Annotated in this window: 17 protein-coding genes; 10 read left to right on the top strand and 7 right to left on the bottom strand. The window is 36.8% G+C overall.

Annotated features, from left to right (window positions below; all coding sequences use genetic code 11):
- Window positions 1-97 precede the first annotated feature (97 nt).
- The 3 genes from Q0K80_RS04805 to pplA form a co-directional block, all read right to left on the bottom strand.
- Window positions 98-1,111 (bottom strand): UbiA family prenyltransferase, encoded by a 1,014-nt coding sequence (locus Q0K80_RS04805; protein WP_294603765.1) that lies wholly within the window; start codon window positions 1,109-1,111, stop codon window positions 98-100.
- Between the two features lie 45 nt (window positions 1,112-1,156).
- On the bottom strand, window positions 1,157-2,242 hold the full coding sequence (locus Q0K80_RS04800; protein WP_294603764.1) for an FAD:protein FMN transferase: 1,086 nt from the start codon (window positions 2,240-2,242) through the stop codon (window positions 1,157-1,159).
- Between the two features lie 69 nt (window positions 2,243-2,311).
- The gene (gene pplA / locus Q0K80_RS04795) at window positions 2,312-3,229 is read right to left on the bottom strand and encodes an extracellular electron transfer flavoprotein PplA (RefSeq protein ID WP_294603763.1); all 918 of its coding nucleotides are present in this window, start codon (window positions 3,227-3,229) and stop codon (window positions 2,312-2,314) included.
- A 244-nt stretch (window positions 3,230-3,473) separates the two neighbouring features.
- Between pplA and Q0K80_RS04790 the strand changes: the two genes are divergently transcribed.
- From Q0K80_RS04790 to Q0K80_RS04775, 4 genes are all read left to right on the top strand, one after another.
- Complete coding sequence (locus tag Q0K80_RS04790; RefSeq protein WP_294603761.1) at window positions 3,474-5,369, top strand: FAD-dependent oxidoreductase; 1,896 nt, start codon at window positions 3,474-3,476, stop codon at window positions 5,367-5,369.
- A gap of 74 nt (window positions 5,370-5,443) precedes the next feature.
- On the top strand, window positions 5,444-5,821 hold the full coding sequence (locus Q0K80_RS04785) for a NusG domain II-containing protein (RefSeq protein WP_294603760.1): 378 nt from the start codon (window positions 5,444-5,446) through the stop codon (window positions 5,819-5,821).
- An 11-nt stretch (window positions 5,822-5,832) separates the two neighbouring features.
- Window positions 5,833-6,378 carry a Gx transporter family protein gene (locus tag Q0K80_RS04780; RefSeq protein WP_294603757.1) on the top strand — a complete coding sequence of 182 codons (546 nt, stop codon included), beginning with the start codon at window positions 5,833-5,835 and terminating at the stop codon, window positions 6,376-6,378.
- Window position 6,379: 1 nt separating this feature from the next.
- On the top strand, window positions 6,380-7,339 hold the full coding sequence (locus tag Q0K80_RS04775) for a polyprenyl synthetase family protein (RefSeq protein WP_294603756.1): 960 nt from the start codon (window positions 6,380-6,382) through the stop codon (window positions 7,337-7,339).
- A gap of 126 nt (window positions 7,340-7,465) precedes the next feature.
- Here the strand turns inward: Q0K80_RS04775 and Q0K80_RS04770 are convergent, their stop codons facing one another.
- The gene (locus Q0K80_RS04770; RefSeq protein ID WP_294603754.1) at window positions 7,466-7,780 is read right to left on the bottom strand and encodes a hypothetical protein; all 315 of its coding nucleotides are present in this window, start codon (window positions 7,778-7,780) and stop codon (window positions 7,466-7,468) included.
- Window positions 7,781-8,236: 456 nt separating this feature from the next.
- Here Q0K80_RS04770 and Q0K80_RS04765 point away from each other — a divergent pair, with 456 nt between their 5' ends.
- The 6 genes from Q0K80_RS04765 to Q0K80_RS04740 all read left to right on the top strand — a co-directional run bounded on the left by Q0K80_RS04765 (window position 8,237) and on the right by Q0K80_RS04740 (window position 14,358).
- The gene (locus tag Q0K80_RS04765) at window positions 8,237-9,439 is read left to right on the top strand and encodes an ABC transporter substrate-binding protein (protein ID WP_294603753.1); all 1,203 of its coding nucleotides are present in this window, start codon (window positions 8,237-8,239) and stop codon (window positions 9,437-9,439) included.
- 25 nt (window positions 9,440-9,464) lie between these two features.
- Window positions 9,465-10,343: a branched-chain amino acid ABC transporter permease gene (locus Q0K80_RS04760; RefSeq protein WP_294603751.1), complete on the top strand. Its 879-nt coding sequence runs from the start codon at window positions 9,465-9,467 to the stop codon at window positions 10,341-10,343.
- 8 nt (window positions 10,344-10,351) lie between these two features.
- Window positions 10,352-11,308: a branched-chain amino acid ABC transporter permease gene (locus tag Q0K80_RS04755; RefSeq protein WP_294603749.1), complete on the top strand. Its 957-nt coding sequence runs from the start codon at window positions 10,352-10,354 to the stop codon at window positions 11,306-11,308.
- 2 nt (window positions 11,309-11,310) lie between these two features.
- Window positions 11,311-12,093 carry an ABC transporter ATP-binding protein gene (locus tag Q0K80_RS04750; RefSeq protein WP_294603747.1) on the top strand — a complete coding sequence of 261 codons (783 nt, stop codon included), beginning with the start codon at window positions 11,311-11,313 and terminating at the stop codon, window positions 12,091-12,093.
- On the top strand, window positions 12,094-12,804 hold the full coding sequence (locus tag Q0K80_RS04745) for an ABC transporter ATP-binding protein (protein WP_110445509.1): 711 nt from the start codon (window positions 12,094-12,096) through the stop codon (window positions 12,802-12,804).
- A gap of 381 nt (window positions 12,805-13,185) precedes the next feature.
- Window positions 13,186-14,358, top strand: a complete 1,173-nt coding sequence (locus tag Q0K80_RS04740) for an ABC transporter substrate-binding protein (protein WP_294603769.1) — start codon at window positions 13,186-13,188, stop codon at window positions 14,356-14,358.
- 85 nt (window positions 14,359-14,443) lie between these two features.
- On the opposite strand, the gene Q0K80_RS04735 is transcribed toward Q0K80_RS04740, so the two are convergent.
- The 3 genes from Q0K80_RS04735 to Q0K80_RS04725 all read right to left on the bottom strand — a co-directional run bounded on the left by Q0K80_RS04735 (window position 14,444) and on the right by Q0K80_RS04725 (window position 18,070).
- Window positions 14,444-15,166 (bottom strand): GntR family transcriptional regulator, encoded by a 723-nt coding sequence (locus Q0K80_RS04735; RefSeq protein ID WP_294603745.1) that lies wholly within the window; start codon window positions 15,164-15,166, stop codon window positions 14,444-14,446.
- A gap of 94 nt (window positions 15,167-15,260) precedes the next feature.
- Complete coding sequence (locus tag Q0K80_RS04730) at window positions 15,261-16,688, bottom strand: PTS sugar transporter subunit IIC (RefSeq protein ID WP_294603743.1); 1,428 nt, start codon at window positions 16,686-16,688, stop codon at window positions 15,261-15,263.
- The gene (locus Q0K80_RS04725) at window positions 16,688-18,070 is read right to left on the bottom strand and encodes a glycoside hydrolase family 1 protein (protein ID WP_294603741.1); all 1,383 of its coding nucleotides are present in this window, start codon (window positions 18,068-18,070) and stop codon (window positions 16,688-16,690) included. The genes Q0K80_RS04730 and Q0K80_RS04725 overlap by 1 nt, the downstream gene beginning before the upstream one ends.
- Window positions 18,071-18,155 lie beyond the last annotated feature (85 nt).

Here is an 18,155-nt window from a genome sequence, read left to right as displayed (position 1 = left end):
ATTTTATCTTGTTTAGATAATTTAGACATAAAGATGACCCCCAAATTTGTCCTAATTTTGGGGGTCATATCATGAGCGTGCTTTTTATTGTGTTTATTTAATGAAAGATAATGCCCAAAATCAGCCCAAAGACTTGCATTAACTGAAACCAAAACAAATTTTGCGGAGCCAAGTCAAAAGTTGTGGGTACTCTGTGCTTGATATTATCTTCGTCAACCCAAAAAGCCATATCCTTGGTCTGCTTTTGTCTGAATGCCTGCACGTTTTTGTATAACTTAGGTAAAGTTACAAAAATTAATAGTTGCCAAATGGGTAAAAAGCGAAATATGACGCTGATAGCGACTATTGCAAATGGAGCCAAGGTTAAAAAGCTAAATAAGTTTAAGGAATTCTGAACTCCAATGTATGAAGGTAGGGTGTGACGGCCATTAGCCAAGTCCTCCTTCAAATCGCAGGTATTGTCCGCCAGCATCGTTGCTGCGTTAAAGAAAGCTTGTGGTAAAGCTACCCAAAAAATTAATAACAGATTGGCCAAGTTACCTCCAATTATAAAGTGAGGCCAGTCAAAGTTTAAATAGGCTAATTGGGTTACTGGTGAATTGATGTAAACGGCTAAGAACATAATTCCCAGTCCTTCGAATAAACCGGCAAGAATTTCTCCTAATGGTACTCTTGAAAAAGGAATCGGACCATATGTGTAAAATACGGCGACAAAAAGTCCGGGGGCACCGATTAGTAAAATAAAGAGATTAGTTCGGACAGTTAGCCAAATGCCTAAGACCGCCGCCATTAAAAGCAGGCTAAGCATAACCGCCATTGCAGTTGCTGGTGATAAATTACGCTTACCAATTAAATTGTGTTCTTTTTGATAGTCCCGGCTTTTGGCTAAGCGATAATCTTGGACATTGTTAAAGCCAGTCACAAATAAAGCGATTGCTCCTTGAGCAATTAAATATATTAAAGAATTCTGCCAACTAAAAGTATGAAAATAAAAATAAGCAAACAGTATTCCTAATAAATACGGCATTAAACTGTTTAATTTGGTATTAAGCCGCACCAGTTCAAAAAAATCAGTTATTGTGAAATGACTGTACTTCGTTTTAGCTTCCATTGAATTTTCCTTTCAGAACATCATTTAACAGAGAAAAATTAATTACTAGTTTTTAAGCTTTGCAAGTCGGTAACCATTACCTGAAAACAATTTGAATTTATTTTTCAAGCCGGAAGTAATATATATTCTTTTCTTTTTGGTGATAAATATTGCTTCTACACCAGGCTTATGCTCCACATAGTCGTAGCCTTTTTTCAAGCCGCGATTAAATACAGCAGTTGAAAGGCCATCGCCAGTGGTTGATCGCTTGGCAATAATTGTGACACTTAACAAGTTGTTTTGACAAGGATAACCTGTTTGAGGATCCATTAAGTGACTATAAACTTTATTACCAACTTTGAGATATCGTTCATAAATTCCCGATGTTACTGCAGTTGCATTTTTTTGTGGTAAAGAGCCGATAGCATCACCACGCGCAGCGCTCGGATCCTGAATTCCCACCGTCCAGTTACTGTTATTTGTAGGAGAATTACCCAGAACGTAAACATTGCCACCTAAGTCAATAATTGCACTGGTCACGCCGTTTTTTTGCAATACTTTCATGACCTCATCAGAAATAAATCCTTTGGCCATACCGCCTAAATCAAGCATCATGTTCTTTTTCTTAAGAAAAACAGTTTGTTTCTGATCATTAAAAACTACATTATGATAATTAATTAGTGGTAGCCGTTTTTTGATTGTGCTTGCTTTAGGTTTATGGGCATCAGGAAAGCCTATCCGCCATAAACTGGTAATTGGTCCGATTGTTAAGTCGAACGTACCAGCAGAAATTTTACTATAGTGGTAAGCATCTTTACACATACGGTAAATGGTTGGGGTAACCTTTACAGGCCTAATGCCAGCGTATTTATTAATTTTGTCTATTTCACTGCCTTTTTGATTAACAGTAGTTTCAGTGGCTAGCTGCTTAATGCGCTTGAAAGCTGCTTTTAATGCTTTTTGCTGGTGTTTATTGTAAATCTTAATAGTACAAACGGTTCCCATTAAAAATTGAGTATCTGAAGTGGGGGTAGTGGTAACAGCGGTTTTGGCCGGCGTTGTGTCTTTACTTTGAGTTGAGCAAGCTGTCAGGCTGAAGCTTGCCAGCAGTGCCAAAAATATCAGCAAAAACTTGTTTGTTTGCTTCTTCATATAACTTATTTCTCCTAATAAAAAAGAGCGGCTAAATGTCACTCTTTTTGTGATTAACTAATTATATTTTTATTCCTGGTAAACAATATTGTCAACCTTGATAGTTCCGCTTTTACCTTTTTGAGCGGCATTAATTAGCTGTTCAGCATAAGCAATAAATGAGTAGGAAGACTCCGTTGCTCCGGAAACAGCTTGTACTTTTTCGGTGTTGCCCTTAGCTTTGATGAATTCCTTTTGTAATTTTGGAATGTATTCTTTAGGGCCAATCTTGTTAACCTTCTTCATTTGCTTTTCATAAGAAGCATTTTTGGTCTTGGAAACGCCCTTGTTGTTAACTTGGTCGTAAGTAAAGTCACTGATTTTACCGTTTTTAACTACCATAGTTAAAACTTGGCGATAACCGTGACTATAGTTCTTTTCAGCCAGTTTATACGTACCATCTTTCATCTTCTTATTGTTATTGATGTGAATGGTAGCTGTATCACCTTTTTGTGCAGCCTGAGTCAGCTGGTTGACATAATTCTTTAAAGTGGTGCTGGAACTGGTGGCTCCAGAAACAACTTGAATAGCACTCGAATTAGCACCGCTTGCGGCAAATGATTTTTGTAGTTGCGAGATGTATTCTTTAGGGCCAATCTTTGCTTGAGAATACTTCTTCATTTGTGATTCGTATTTAGTATCCTTTGCCTTGGACTTGCCGTTCTTGTCTACATTGTCATAACTGGTATCTGTAACTTTACCATCTTTAACGGTCATAGATACTTTAACACGGTAACCGTTGAAATAGTTGTCTTCTACTAGTTTGTAAACACCGTCTTGCAGTTTGCCACCGGCAATCTGCTTAGGAGCTTTCTTTTTCTCAACTTTGCTTACCTTTGGCTTAGAATCGCTTGAAGAACTTTTCTTAGCTGTGGTTGAACAAGCACTTAATAAAAGTGTAGAGAGTGCCAGAATTGCAGTACCATATATTAAATTATTCTTTTTCATAATATCTCCCTCAGTAATAATAAAAGATTATAACATTGTGTACGTGTTCACTTACTATAATTATAAGATAGAGCTCTACTTTGTGCAACTACAAAATATGAAAGCGGAAACTTATAATGATAGTAATTAAATCGTATAAGTAAAATATTACGAACATAGTTTGTGAAAGTGACCACTTTACCATAGTCCAAAACACTAGTATAATATAACATAATTAGTATATTCGCATTAAGGAGTGTTAAAAGTGGCTGAAACAAATATTGTAGTTATTGGCGGCGGCTATGGTGGTCTGTATACGACTAAGCATCTTGCCAAGAAATTAAAAAAGCGGCATGATATCAAAATCACGCTGATTGATAAAAATCCTTATATGACTATGATGACTTCACTTCATGAAGTTGCGGCTAACAGGGTAGAAGCCAAAAGTTTGAAATATGATCTGCAACGTTTATTTTCACGGAGAAAAAATGTTGATGTTGTAACTGACAATGTTACCAAAATTGATCAATCTACTAAAAAAGTTATTGGCGATAACGGCAGTTATCCCTATGATTATGTCATATTAGCTATTGGCTCGCAGCCTAATGACTTTAATACTCCTGGTGTTAAAGAAAACGGCTTTGTTTTAGGCAATCTGGACGATGCAGAGCAACTACGTGACCACATTGATATGATGGTTCATTTAGGTTCTAAAGAACGCGATCCCGAAAAGCGGGCACAGTATCTTAATTTTGTCGTTGTTGGTACTGGGTTTACTGGCACTGAAATGGCTGGTGAATTAAATTCTTGGCGTGGTGATTTAGCTAAAAAATATAATCTGCAAAAAGATGACATCAAGATAACTATGATGGAAATGGCACCAACGGTTATGAATATGCTTGATCGCTCTGATGCTGATAAGGCAGAAAAATATCTCTTAAAACAAGGTGTGGAAATTAAAGTCAATACTGGTGTTGTTGGTGTTCATGAAAATTATATTGATCTTAAAGATGGTTCAACATATCCAACCAGAACTTTAATTTGGACTGCGGGTGTTAAAGCTGTTGATACTGCTAAAAACTTTGGTTTTGAGACTGGCAGAGCTGGCAGAATTATAGTTAATGAATATTCCCAAATTCCAACTGATCCACATGTTTACGTCATAGGAGACGTTGCTCTTTATGATGCTAACGGCAGCGGCCGCGGTGAACCACAAGTGGTTCAAGGGGCTGAATCTGCTGGTAAGTGTGCTTTAAGAAATATTTTGAGCCAGATTAACGGCAGTGAACCAGTCAAATTTAAAGGGACTTATTCAGGATTTATGGTTTCTTTAGGGCCTGCCTGGGGTGTGGCCGCTCTTGTTAACACTTTCCATCTGAGCGGCTTTTTCGCAATCTTAATGAAAGACATAGTGGACATGATTTACTTTATGGAAATCTATTCTGGTCACTATCTCTTCCATTATATTATGGATGAATGGTTCAGAATTAAGCGCCCAACTTTATGGCGCGGCAATCTTAACCGGTATGGCAATGTCTTATGGACTGTACCTTTGAGAATTTACTTAGGCTTAATGTGGTTAGTAGACTGCTGGTATAAAGTTCAAGGCAGCGGCTCTTGGTTTACCAATAAGTTGCAATTGCAGTTCCCGTGGCTCGTGCAAGCTGCAACCAGTGGTGCCTCGCAGAAAGCAGCCGCTACTACAGCGGCAAGTGGCAAAGCAGCAACATCTGCCGCTCCAGCATTATTTTCATTGAACTATGACTATGGTCACTCACCAATGGCCGTTTTTGATAAAATGCCAAACTGGGTACAGTCAATGACCAAGCTAGTGATTCCTAATAAGGATGCGGCACTAGTTGCTCAAAAGACAATGACGTGTTTGGAAATTGCATTAGGAATTATGCTGGTTTTAGGATTATGCACCTGGTTTGCTGGTGGTATGAGTGCAATTTTTGTAGCTATTTTCTGTTTATCAGGAATGAACTATTGGGTAAATGTTTGGATGATATTTGCGGCAATAGCAGTTATGAACGGCTCAGGTAGAGCATTTGGTCTGGACATGTGGTTTGTTCCATGGCTAGAAAAGAAGCTTACTAAGCTGAGATATGGTGTCTTGAAGCCAATTTATCATGTCGATAAAAATGGGGTAAAGAACTAACAATGGTAACTCTAAAAAGTCCTATGGTTTTATCTGTAAGACTTTTTTAGTTTTAATTGTTAGTGAGGTAATACATGGAAATTTTAAAGAAGCTTAAACTTGGTGATTTTTTAATTATAATAGTTTTATTAATCATTAGTTTTACTCCTTTTTATATGTTGCACAATCAGGAAAAAGCTGACAATCAAATTATAGGAATCGTCAAAATTAATAATCGTGAAGTGAAAAAGCTTCCGTTGAATAAAGACCAGAAATGGCGTTATCAGAAAAATGGTAAAATTAATATTGTACAAATAAAAAATCACAAGATTCGGGTAATTGATGCCAATTGTAAGGACCAAGTATGTGTTAAAGAAGGCTGGAAAAGCGAAAGCGGGGATACAATAGTCTGCCTGCCACATAAATTTTTAATTGAGTTAAAAAATAAAAATCAAATTGATAGTAATGAATAGATCTAGATATTATGACTGAAACAAATAACTATTTACGCACATATGTGTTTACGGGAATTCTATGCTCACAAGGAATTATTCTTAGTGTTGTTGAGCAAATGTTTCCCTCGCCCTTTTTCTTTGCTCCTGGTGCCAGGCTTGGTTTAACTAATATTATTACGATGATTGCATTAATGATTTTACCTTTTAATAATTGTGTTTTACTGACATTTTTACGCCTGGTATTAACTGCTTTGATGACAGGAGGTACTAGCACCTTTTTGTTTGCTGCTGCAGGTTCATTCTTAAGTTTGTTTTTAATGAAATTATTTTTACCGCTGGTTCCCAGATTTATTAGCATAATGGGAGTATCAATTCTTGGCGGCGTATGTCATAATTTTGGTCAATTATTAATTGCGGTGCTGATAGCGCATAGTAAATATGTTTTATTGTATCTGCCTTTATTGACAGTATTCGGAATTCTTTCTGGAACAATAGTTGGTCTTGTCAGTAGCTATTTACTGCATTATGTTGATGCATTGAGTTTTATCAAGGAAATAATTAATAAAGGTAATTAACATGTCAAGGCTAGAAAAAGAGTTACAGCAAGTCCAAAATACAATTCAAAAAAATATCCGGACGCCAAAAGGTAAACTGGGAGAAGCAGTTAGATATGCATTTTCTAAGCCTGGCAAGCAATTACGTCCTAGTTTTGTTCTATTATTTGGAGAAATGGGTGAAAGCAACAGGGAGCAAAAATTAATTAATATTGCCGGTTCGATCGAAATACTGCACAATGCCACTTTAATTCATGACGATATCATTGATAATTCAAATGTTAGAAGAGGCAGGGCATCAGTTCAAGCCAAATATGGCAAAACAATAGCGTTATATGCTGGAGACTTCTTATTTGCTTTGTCATTACAGCTGCTAAGTGAAAATACTTCAAAAATAACTAACTTGCGTGTTAACGGCAGTACAATGCAAAAAATACTCGCTGGTGAAACTACACAGTTTGGTAATGAATATGATATTGCGATTACGGAAAAAGAATATCTTGAACAGATTCGGGGCAAAACGGCTAGTTTGTTTGGCTATGCTTGCTATATTGGTGCACTCGAAGGTGGCCTTAGTAAAAAGCTTGCTAAGAAAGCCCAAGAAATTGGCTTGCTATTTGGTCAGGCATTTCAACTGCGGGATGACATTTTAGATTACACCTCTTCTACTGCTGAATTAAAAAAGCCGGTATTATCTGATGTAGTTAATGGTGTTTATACTGGACCGCTAATTTTTGCGTTAAAAAAAGATACTACCGGTAAATTGGAGAGATTGGTTAAAAAAGGTAAAAATCTTAACTCTGTGGAACTAGAACAAATTGATTTTCTGGTGAATGAATTAGGTGGGATTAGGCATGCACAATATTTAGCAAATGACTTTACAAATAGCGCATTGGCGCTACTTGAGAAAAACTTTGCCGAGTATTCGGGATATGAAAAGGTCGCTGATATTGTCCGTAAAATGCTTACCAGAAATTGTTAATTATAAAAAAGAGGTTGACTTAATGTTTGCTATGACTTCCCAAATTTAGTAGTCAAAACAGTTCAACCTCTTTTTTTTATAATGAAAATATTTAAAAGTTATCTAAATTAATTGTTAATTTTAATTCTATGCCTTTTTAGGCTTACGAGTGAAACCAAATATGGCTTGTAAAACCACCAGAGCGCAGTAAGCCATCAGCATGTAAACCAAAAGACTAATGTCTGCCCTAGTAGAAGCAAACCAGTACCACTGATTTCCTTCAGTACTATAGATTAAATCAGCCAGACCTATTAAAACTAAAATCAAAACATTAATAATTGCAAAAATCCATAAGTTGCCATTTTCATGTTTAACAACATATATAATCGACCAGGCTGCTGACCATATTCCCCAAAGACCGGTAGCAGCAATTATAATCCAATAAAAAACCGTAGCAAACATACTTATGCCTCCTCAATAACTCTATTTTACCATAAAGCTCACAAAATCACATGCTTATTTGGCACTATTTATTATGGTAGGAAATCAACGAATTTTTCTAAGAATAAATTTAATAGAAAAATCTTAAAGCTTTGCTAAAAATAATTGTAAATTTATCTTGACATGCTAATGTTCTTTTTTTATAATTCTAAGTATTAAATTAAATTTTGGGAGGTGATTTTAATGAAAGCTAAATATTTAAATATGCGAAGTAATGCTGAAAATATTATTGCCCAAAATTTAATTGCCTTGTTGTTGTCGCGTAGGACTTAGCTTGAATAGATTACTTCTAGTAATTTTACATGTTGAGCCCTTGTTTGCGTCTAATGAATGGGGCTTGACTAATAATTGACTTAAGACCTCATTCATTAAGTGAATGAGGTTTTTGGTTACCAAGCTATTTATAAGGAGAAAATGATGAGTAAATTTTCAAAAAGAATGTTGCGTGTCCTGACGTTGGGAATGGCTGGCTTAGCGCTAGCAGGCTGTTCAGTGGCGAAAAGCGGGGGAGGCAAAGGTACACACCAAGATAAAGATACAGTCAAAGTCGGTATTAATATCGAGTTGTCTGGTACTGCTGCTGGCTACGGCAGTGCTGAAAAACAAGGTATAGTTCTAGCTGCCTCCGAAATTAATAAGGCTGGTGGAATTAACGTCAACGGGCATAAAAAGAAGCTTAAGCTGCTTATCCGTGATAACAAGTCCTCAATTGCTACTTCGGCTTCAGTCGCTGCACAATTGGCAACTAAGGATAGAGTGGCTGCAGTTGTAGGTCCAGCTACTACTAACTGCGGTACAGCAGAAATTCCTAATGTTACCAAGGCTTCTGTTCCCTGCGTTAGTCCATCCGCAACTGATCCAAATTACACCAGACAGAAGAACGGCAAAGTGCAGCCTTATGCCTTTAGAGCTTGCTTCCAAGATACATTCCAGGGAAAGAGCGCAGCTAAGTTCGTCGATAAAAAGCTGAAGGCCAAAAGGGTAGCTGTCTATGCTGATAACTCAAGTGATTATGGTACTGGTTTAGCTAAAGCCTTCAAGGAAACTTATAAAGGCAAGATTGTGGACAGTCAAACTTATTCTGCCGGTGATAAAGACTTCAACGCTGTTTTAACTTCATTTAAATCTAAGAAGATCGATGCTATTTATGTACCCGGCTATTACACAGAGCTTGGTTTGATCATAAAGCAAGCACGTCAGATGGGTATTAAAGCTCCAATCGTTGGTGGTGACGGAATGTGTGATCCGAAACTAGTTCAAATAGTAGGTGCTAAAAATGCAACTAATATTTATTACACCACGCCATTTTCAACTAATGTAGCTGCTAAAAACCCAGATTCAAAAGCTGCTAAGTTTATTAAAGCATATAGAGCTCGTTATCATTCAGAAGCGCCAACATTTTCAGCTTTGGCTTATGATGCAGTTTATTTAGTAAAAGCGGCTATTGAGCAACAAAAATCTGATGATTCCGTTAAAGTTGCTGCAGGTCTGGCTAAGATAAAAGATTTTGATGGTGTTACCGGTAGAATTACCATGGATAAGTTCCATAATCCTGAAATGCCGATTGCTATTGAAAAATTGACTAATGGTAAAGTAAGCGACTCATTTCGTGTTGAGTAAATAAAAATAAAAGGAGTGCTTAAATTTGCAAACAGTTTTACAGCAAATCATTAATGCCTTGTCACTAGGATCAATTTATGCCTTGCTGGCATTAGGCTATAGCATGGTTTATGGCATTATTAACTTAATTAACTTTGCTCATGGCGATATTTATATGTTAGGTGCATTCTTTGCCTACTATGTGATTAATGTTTGGCATTTTAACTTTATTACAGCACTGCTTTCTGCAATGATTATTGGTGCAGTTTCCGGTGTAGTGATTGAATATTTTGCTTATCGACCACTACGTAAATCACCTCGAATAGCTGTACTGATTACGGCTATTGGTGTTTCGTTCTTACTAGAAAATGGTATGTCATATTTTGTCGGTTCAAATGCTCGTAGTTTTCCGCAAGTAATTGAACAAGTTAATTACAATATTGGTGGGGTGCAAATTTCAAACGTTCAAATTTTGATTTTAGTTACCGCTCTGATTTTAATGGTTTCGTTACAGCTGATTATTCAAAAAACTAAGATGGGTCGAGCGATGCGGGCAGTTTCTGTTGATCCTGCTGCAGCTGAATTAGTTGGTGTTAATGTTAATCATACAATATCATTTACCTTCGCTTTAGGTTCTGCCTTAGCTGGTGCTGCAGGTATTTTAATTGGAATGTATTATAACCAAATTGATCCTTTAATGGGAATGACACCTGGTATTAAGGCGTTTGTGGCTGCCGTTTTAGGTGGAATTGGTTCAGTACCTGGAGCTTCTCTTGGTGGCTTCTTAATCGGAATTTTAGAGACATTTTTCCAGTCAATTGGCTTGTCGGCATATAAAGATGCAGTCGTTTATCTGGTATTAATAGTTATTTTGCTTTTCTTACCTGCTGGCATTTTTGGCAAAAATACTAAAGAGAAGGTGTAGGTGGCAAAATGAAATCGAATTGGAAATACATTTTGTCGTGGCTGTTATTAATGGTAGGTGGATTTTACCTAATCAATGCGCTGATAATGGTTGGCGTCATAGATGATTTTATTGAAAACATGCTGGTCACGATTGGAATAAATATTATCTTAGCAACTGGCTTGAACCTGATTATAGGCTTCAGTGGTCAATTTTCTCTTGGTCATGCAGGTTTTATGGCAATAGGAGCATACGCTACTGCAATTATTACTCAACGTATGAGTAGTGAAGCTGGCTTCTTAGTTTCAATGTTCGTAGGGGTACTTTTGGCTATTATCATTGCAGCAATTATTGGGACAGCTACCTTCATTCGCCTAAAGGGTGATTATTTAGCAATTGCTACTTTAGGAGCAGCTGAGATTATTCGGAATGTCATTAATAATTTGAAAATTACTGGTGGAGCAGCCGGATTGTACAATATTCCTCAGTTATGTTCGTGGCCCACTGTTTATATTTTGTTTTGTGTAACTACAATTATTTTGACCAATTTTATTCGTTCGAAAAATGGTCGAGCAATTAAGGCTGTGCGGGAAGATGAAATAGCTGCTGAAGCAATGGGTATTAATACCACCAAATGGAAATTAGCTGCTTTTGTCTTAGGAGGCGCAACAGCTGCAATTGCCGGCAGTCTACATGCTTCATTCTTACAAACAATCTCACCTTCAAACTTTGGCATTATGGAATCAATTTCTATACTGGTTATTGTTGTTTTGGGTGGTGTTGGCAGTATGACTGGCACATTTGTAGCAGCAATCGTTTTAGGAGTCTTAGACACCGCTTTACAAAGCTTTGGTGCATTAAGAATGGTGATCTATGCTATAGTTTTAATACTAATCATGATTTTTAAGCCAGCAGGACTTTTAGGTAACTGGGAATTCTCCCTTAAAAATTTAACCCGTCATTTCGGTAAAAAGGAAAGGAGCTAGATATGCCACACTTATTAGATGTTGACCATGTAGTGCGAAAATTTGGTGGGTTGACTGCTGTTAATGATGTTTCACTTCATCTTGATAAGCACGAGCTAGTTGCCTTGATTGGACCTAATGGTGCTGGTAAAACTACCTTGTTCAACTTGCTAACCGGCATGGTGCAAGTTACTAGCGGAAAGATTAATTTACAAGTTGATGATAAAAATTATGATTTAACTCATAAAAGTGCAGTTCAAATTGCAGATTTAGGCTTGTCCCGTACATTTCAAAATATTCGCTTATTTAAAGACTTAACAGTAATGGATAATGTTTTAACTGCAATGACAAATGAATATAAGGAAAACTTTTTAACAACGGTTTTTCGCTTACCAAGTTTCTATAAAACTGAAAAGGAAATGAGGGCAGCTGCACAAAAATTACTGGCAATTTTTGATTTGACAGAGAATGAGCAAACTCTAGCCAAAAACTTGCCCTATGGAACGCAAAGACGTTTAGAGGTAGTTCGGGCATTAGCAACACATCCGCAGATTCTTTTTTTGGATGAACCTGCGGCGGGAATGAACCCTGAGGAAACGGCAGATTTGACTAACCTTATTAAGTATATTCAAAAAGAATTCCAAATCACGGTTTTGCTAATTGAACACGATATGTCTTTAGTCATGAACTTGGCTGAAAGGATCTACGTACTTGATCAAGGTGAAATACTGGCTACTGGATCACCTGAAGAAATCAAAGCAAATCCTAAAGTTATAGAAGCATATCTAGGAGAGGGTGATGACTAGATGGCAATGTTAGAAGTTCGTGACCTGTCTGTAAATTATGGTGTTATTCAGGCTGTCAAGAATGTCAGTTTTGAAATTAACCAGGGAGAAATTGTAACCCTGATTGGTGCAAATGGTGCTGGCAAATCAACTATTGTTAAAACTATTTCTGGCTTACTTAAACCTAAAAGCGGTCAAATTTTTTATCTTGGAAAAGAAATAGATCATAAAAGTGCACCGCAAATTGTGAGTGCGGGTATTTCACAAGTAGCTGAGGGTCGGCATATCTTTGCTGGCATGACTGTAATGGAAAACCTGCAAATGGGTGCATTTTTACAAAAAAATCATGACGAAGTTTCTAAGACGTATAAAGAGATTTTTGAGCGTTTCCCAATTTTGCAAAAAAGACGTAGTCAGGATGCTGCCACTTTATCCGGTGGTGAACAGCAAATGTTGGCAATGGGACGTGCCTTAATGGCTAAGCCTAAATTGTTACTACTTGATGAGCCTTCAATGGGGTTATCACCCTTGTATATTCAAGAAATTTTTAAAATTATTAAAGAACTAAACGAAAAAGGTACGACTATTTTGTTAATTGAACAAAATGCTAAACAGGCATTATCAATTGCAGATCGGGGTTATGTATTGGCTACCGGTGTAGTGCAACTAAGTGGTACCGGTCAGGAACTATTAGCTAACCCAGAGGTGCAGAAAGTATACTTTGGCGGTTAGTACATAATAAAGCTGTTGTAGTGACTGTGAGAGTAATTCATTATAAAGTCACATATTCAAGCACTTAAAGTTTACATAGAATTCTGAGGAGGTAATTTTGATGACAATGAAATCTTTAAACAAACAAAATAATATTAATATCTTTCAAACTCAGAATTTAGTTGCCTTGTTGTTGGAGTGCAGGACTTAACGTGTATGAATTACATTATGTAATTTAAAAGCAGTTAAGCCCTAGTTTGCGTGTCAATGATTGGGGTTTAACTAATTAATAATTTGAGCCTCGTTCATTGAATTGAATGAGGCTTTTTTGTTGGCATTTTAATTAATTTTAGAGAGTAAAGGAACTAAAAGATGGATAATATTAGTGGCATTAAAAAAGTAATGAGTGTTGTTGTTACTGGTGTTGCAGCTTTCATGCTGGCAGGCTGTACTGTAGCAAAAAGTAGTGGCAGTACTGGTACTAAACAGGATAATAAAACTGTCAAGATTGGCGTTAACATGGAATTGTCTGGAGCTGCTGCTGGTTATGGCAATGCTCAAAAGCAGGGAATTGAACTAGCCGTTAGTGAAATTAATAAAAAAGGCGGCATTGACGTTAACGGTCAAAAGAAGAAAATTAAGCTCATTGTGCATGATAATAAAACAGCAATTGCCACGTCTGCTTCTGTTGCAGCCCAATTAACTAATAAAGATAAAGTTGCGGCAATAGTGGGCCCCGCCACTACCAATGTGGGTACAGCCGAAATACCTAATATTACTAAAGCAAAAGTGCCAAGTGTCAGTCCTTCAGCGACGGATCCGAATTACACTTTACAAAAGAATGGCAAAGTACAGCCATTTGTTTTTAGAGCATGCTACCAAAATAACTTTCAAGGTAGCAGTGCTGCCAAGTTTGTAATGAATAACATTAAGGCAAAAAGAGTAGCCGTTTACACTGATAACTCAAGTGATTACGGCAATGGTCTGGCTAAAGCGTTTAAGAAAGCATATAAAGGTAAAATTGTTGATAGTCAAACTTTTTCAGAAGGAGACAAGGACTTTAACGCTGTTTTAACTTCGTTTAAAGCAAAGAAGGTTGATGCCATTTACGTTCCTGGTTATTACACTGAAGTTGGTTTAATAATTAAGCAAGCACGTCAAATTGGTATTAAAGTGCCAATTATTGGCAGTGATGGCATGGCTGATCCGAAACTGGCCCAGATAGCTGGAGCTAAAAATGCAAGCAGAATCTACTACACAACACCATTTTCAACTCAAGTAACTGCTAAAGATCCCACAGCTTCTAAATTTATGCAGAATTTTAAGAAGCGTTACCACGAAGAAGCACCAACCTTTTCAGCGTTAGCTTATGATGCTGTATATATGATTAAAGAAGCAATCGAAAATGAAAAATCTGATGATTCTGCAAAAATTGCTAAAGGGTTAAGCAATATCCAAAACTTTACTGGTGTAACTGGCAAAATTAATGTTGATAAAAATCATAATCCTGAAAAGCCACTGGCAGTAGAGGAATTAGTCAATGGTAAAGTAGGAAAAACTTTTAAAACTGAATAATTTTGTTAAAAAATAATAAAAGGCTCACTGATGTGAACCTTTTCGTTTTTAAAATATTAACCCTATGGAAATTAGTAATTCAGACTTAAAACCTGGTATTTTCAATAATCGTATAATCTCGTTGATCGTATCGGTTGCGACTAATCGAATATTCAATAGGTTTGCCATTAGTTAACCAGACAATTTGTTCCAGTTCAAGCATAGGGTCATCTTTCTTAGCTGCCAGATATTTCTGATCATATTCATCAGACTTAGTAGCTTTGATTTTGCGATACGCATGACCAAATTTTAGCTTTAATTTTTGGTGGATGTAGTTATATATGGATGAATGCAAAATATCAGTATTTAAGTTGGGAACTAAATTGACGGGCATATAAGTATGCTCAATGACAAGAGGATTATCATCTACAAGTCTTAGGCGAATGATATTATAAACCGGTTCAGAGCTAGTTAAACTAAGGTTTTTTTGAATTTGTTTATTAGGAAAACCAACAGAGAACTTAATAATTTTACTTTTTATATTATCTGCTTTCATCAATTCCATTAAGCCGGTAAACACGTTGGCCGGGGAATCAATTTTGCTGCGAATAGGGATATCACTCGATACAAAAGTGCCTAAACCAGACTGCTTATAAATTATCCCTTTTCTCTCCAAGCCGTCTAAAGCTTTTTTGACGGTTAATCGACTAACTCCTAATTCATTAGCTAAAGTTTGTTGATTAGGTAATAAATCCCCAGCTTGATAGGTGCCAGCTTTAATTCTACTAACAATGGTTTGAACAACTGTTAAATATTTTGCCTTTGCCATCCTTTAATCACCACTATTCTGCTAAAATTTTTTGATTTTTATTATAAAAAAGATGTCACATTTAAGTTTAGCATTATTTGTGACATCTTTTTACTTATTTATTTGTTACTTGTTCTTGTTCTCGCATTAATAACATTTTATCGTACTTCTTAGCGAACGGCCAATAGACGGCTGTCGAAATTAATAATGTGCAGGCCTGCCAAATAGCCATCTTCCACCCGCCTATTAAAAATCCGGATATAACTGCCGGCGTGGTCCACGATGCCGCTACTCCGTTAAGAGGAGGTACGATTCCCAGTTTGATTACGAAATATGTTGAAGCTGCCACTATTACTGGCGTTAAGAAAAATGGCACTGCCAGCATAGGATTCATCACGATAGGTATACCAAACAAAAATGGTTCATTAATGTTAAAAATACCAGGAACTAGTTCCAGTTTACCAATTGATTTTAGTTGTTCTGATCGTGCTGCTACTAAACAGAATACGATCAAGCCAATTGTTATTCCTGAACCGGTCAAATTAATGAAGTTGTTATAAAACTCATTAGTAACAATATGAGCACCATTAGCAAATGTTAATTTGCCTGCCGCAAATAGTCGAGCGTTGTCAGCAGTATTGGCTTGTAGCATTGGTGCAACTAAAGAACCCATGATCAAGCCACCATGAACTCCAAAGAACCAGAAGAAAGGAACTAAAAATCCGATTGCTAGTGCTCCACCGAATGAATCTGATATTCCTTGTAGTGGGATTTGTAATGTGTTGTAAATCCAATTTAAAAAGTCAGTATGTGCAAATGAACTAAAGCCAGCGAAAATTAACATTGCTCCGGTGAGAATAATTCCGGCTGGAATCATTGCAGTAAACTGATTGGATACTGCGGGTGGGACAGATTCGGGCATCTTAATAGTCCAGCCGGCTTTCATAATTTTGCTGTAAATCCAGCCAACAAGTAATCCGATAATGATAGCGGCAATCATGCCGTCACCACCGAGCCATTTGGTATTAATAACGCCAGTAACCGGTGACTGTAAAAATGCTTGTAAAGCATGTGGTAATTTATCAATATTTTCAGTCACAGCCTTACCAGTCATGACTGTGGCATTGCCGTTAGTAATTCCGCCAGCCAAAGCAGCTTTGAGGGGATTATCTATACTTAAATTCTGTAACATGATAAATACAGCTGCAGAAGTTAAGGCAGGTGCTAAAGGTTCAAACTTTTCGTTTTTAACGTAGACATAAGCTATACCAATAGCTGCCCATAAACCCATCAACTGAAAAGTAGTGTTATTTGCCTGAGCAAAGAAAGCACCCCAGCCTGATGCATTAATTGCATTAGCAACTGCAGGGATTGGAATATTGCCGAGAATTAAAAATATTGACCCGATAATGATAAACGGTAGTGAATAGACCATACCATTTTGTAAGGCAACTATTGCTTTAGTGTTAACGAATTTCATTATTGGAGGCAATATCTTTTTGTTAATAAAGGCACTGAAACCTGATTTTTCTTGCTTAGCCATTATAATTCATCTCCATTATTTTTAAATGTTTTTTGGAACCAATAAAATGATTTTTTGGGTACTCTTTTTAAATCTTTTAAATCATGATTTGATCTATTGACGTAAACCGCTCCGTAGCGCTTTTCTATATCGCCCTGAGAGCTGGGAATATCTATTAAACCCCAGCCTAAATACCCTAAAACTTGAGCGCCATCTATAAAAATTGCATCTTTCATAGCCTTGATGTGCTCTTGGTGATAGTTGATTCGTTGGTCATCCTGAATCATGTGTTGCCCGTCCCACTTTTCTCTGAGGCCAATGCCATTTTCAATAGGAAAAATCGGGATATGGTAGTGATTATACATAGTAGTGATCGCATTTCTAAAGCCAAGGGGGTCGATTGCCCAGCCCCATTCATTTGCCTTAACGTATTTTGCCGGTACACCACCTTGTAATAAGTAGCGGTTAGGTGCTTCGCCTTTTTGAATATGATCACTTGATAATACCCAAGAAGAATAATAAGAAAAAGCCAGAAAATCAGCTTGTGCCTTTTTCATATCTGCTATGTCTTCTTCAGTTATGTCCATATCAATGTCATTGTTTTTAGCATATTGTAGGACTTCTGGGGCATACCCCCGACCTGTATCAGCATCATAAATATTAAAATTCAAAAATTCCTGCACTTGTTTGGCAGCCCAAACGTCTTCGGGCTTGCTGGTTTGTGGATAAATTTGTTGGTAGGCTAACATCCCGCCAATCTTGACATTAGTATAGTTTTCATGAATGTAGTTGGCTAACTTTATATGACACATCATTGTATGATGAAAAATGGTATACATGTCAGTTAAACTTTTATTGCCACTTTGGTATCCAGAAATATTGAAGACTTCATCTTGGAAATATAAGTTATGCTCATTGAATACAATCCAGTATTTAACGCGATCAGAGAAATGATCAATCATTTTTTTGCCAAATCTGATAAAGGCATTAACAACGTGTTTTGAAATAAAACCATTGTATGCTTGCGCTAATTTAAGCGGCATATCAAAATGATAGAGACAAACCATTGGCTCGATTCCTCGCTCCAGCATAGCGTCAATTAAATGATCATAAAATTCTATACCCTTCTCATTAAATGCACCATCTCCGTCTGGACAAACTCGTGACCATGAAATTTGAATGCGATACATATTCATATTCATTTCTTTCATGATGTCGAGGTCTTCTTTGTATCTATGGTATTCATCGATTGCTACATGCCAATCTGACGTGTTGGCAGAAGGCTGGCGAATATCATAGACTGATAAACCTTTTCCATCTTCGTTCCAAGCACCTTCAGTTTGCATACTTGAAACAGAATTCCCCCAAAAAAAGCTTTTTGGCAACTTTCTTTGTTCTTTCATTCAATCGCACTCCTTTTATGTAAGTGTTTACAAATTACGAATAAAGTATATATCTTTATAAATTAAAAATCAATGCTTTTATAGC

This window comes from uncultured Lactobacillus sp., from assembly GCF_945290125.1.
Taxonomy (GTDB): domain Bacteria; phylum Bacillota; class Bacilli; order Lactobacillales; family Lactobacillaceae; genus Lactobacillus; species Lactobacillus rizhaonensis.
Note: the sequence above shows the minus strand (reverse complement) of the source record. Positions and strands in the feature narration are given on the sequence as shown.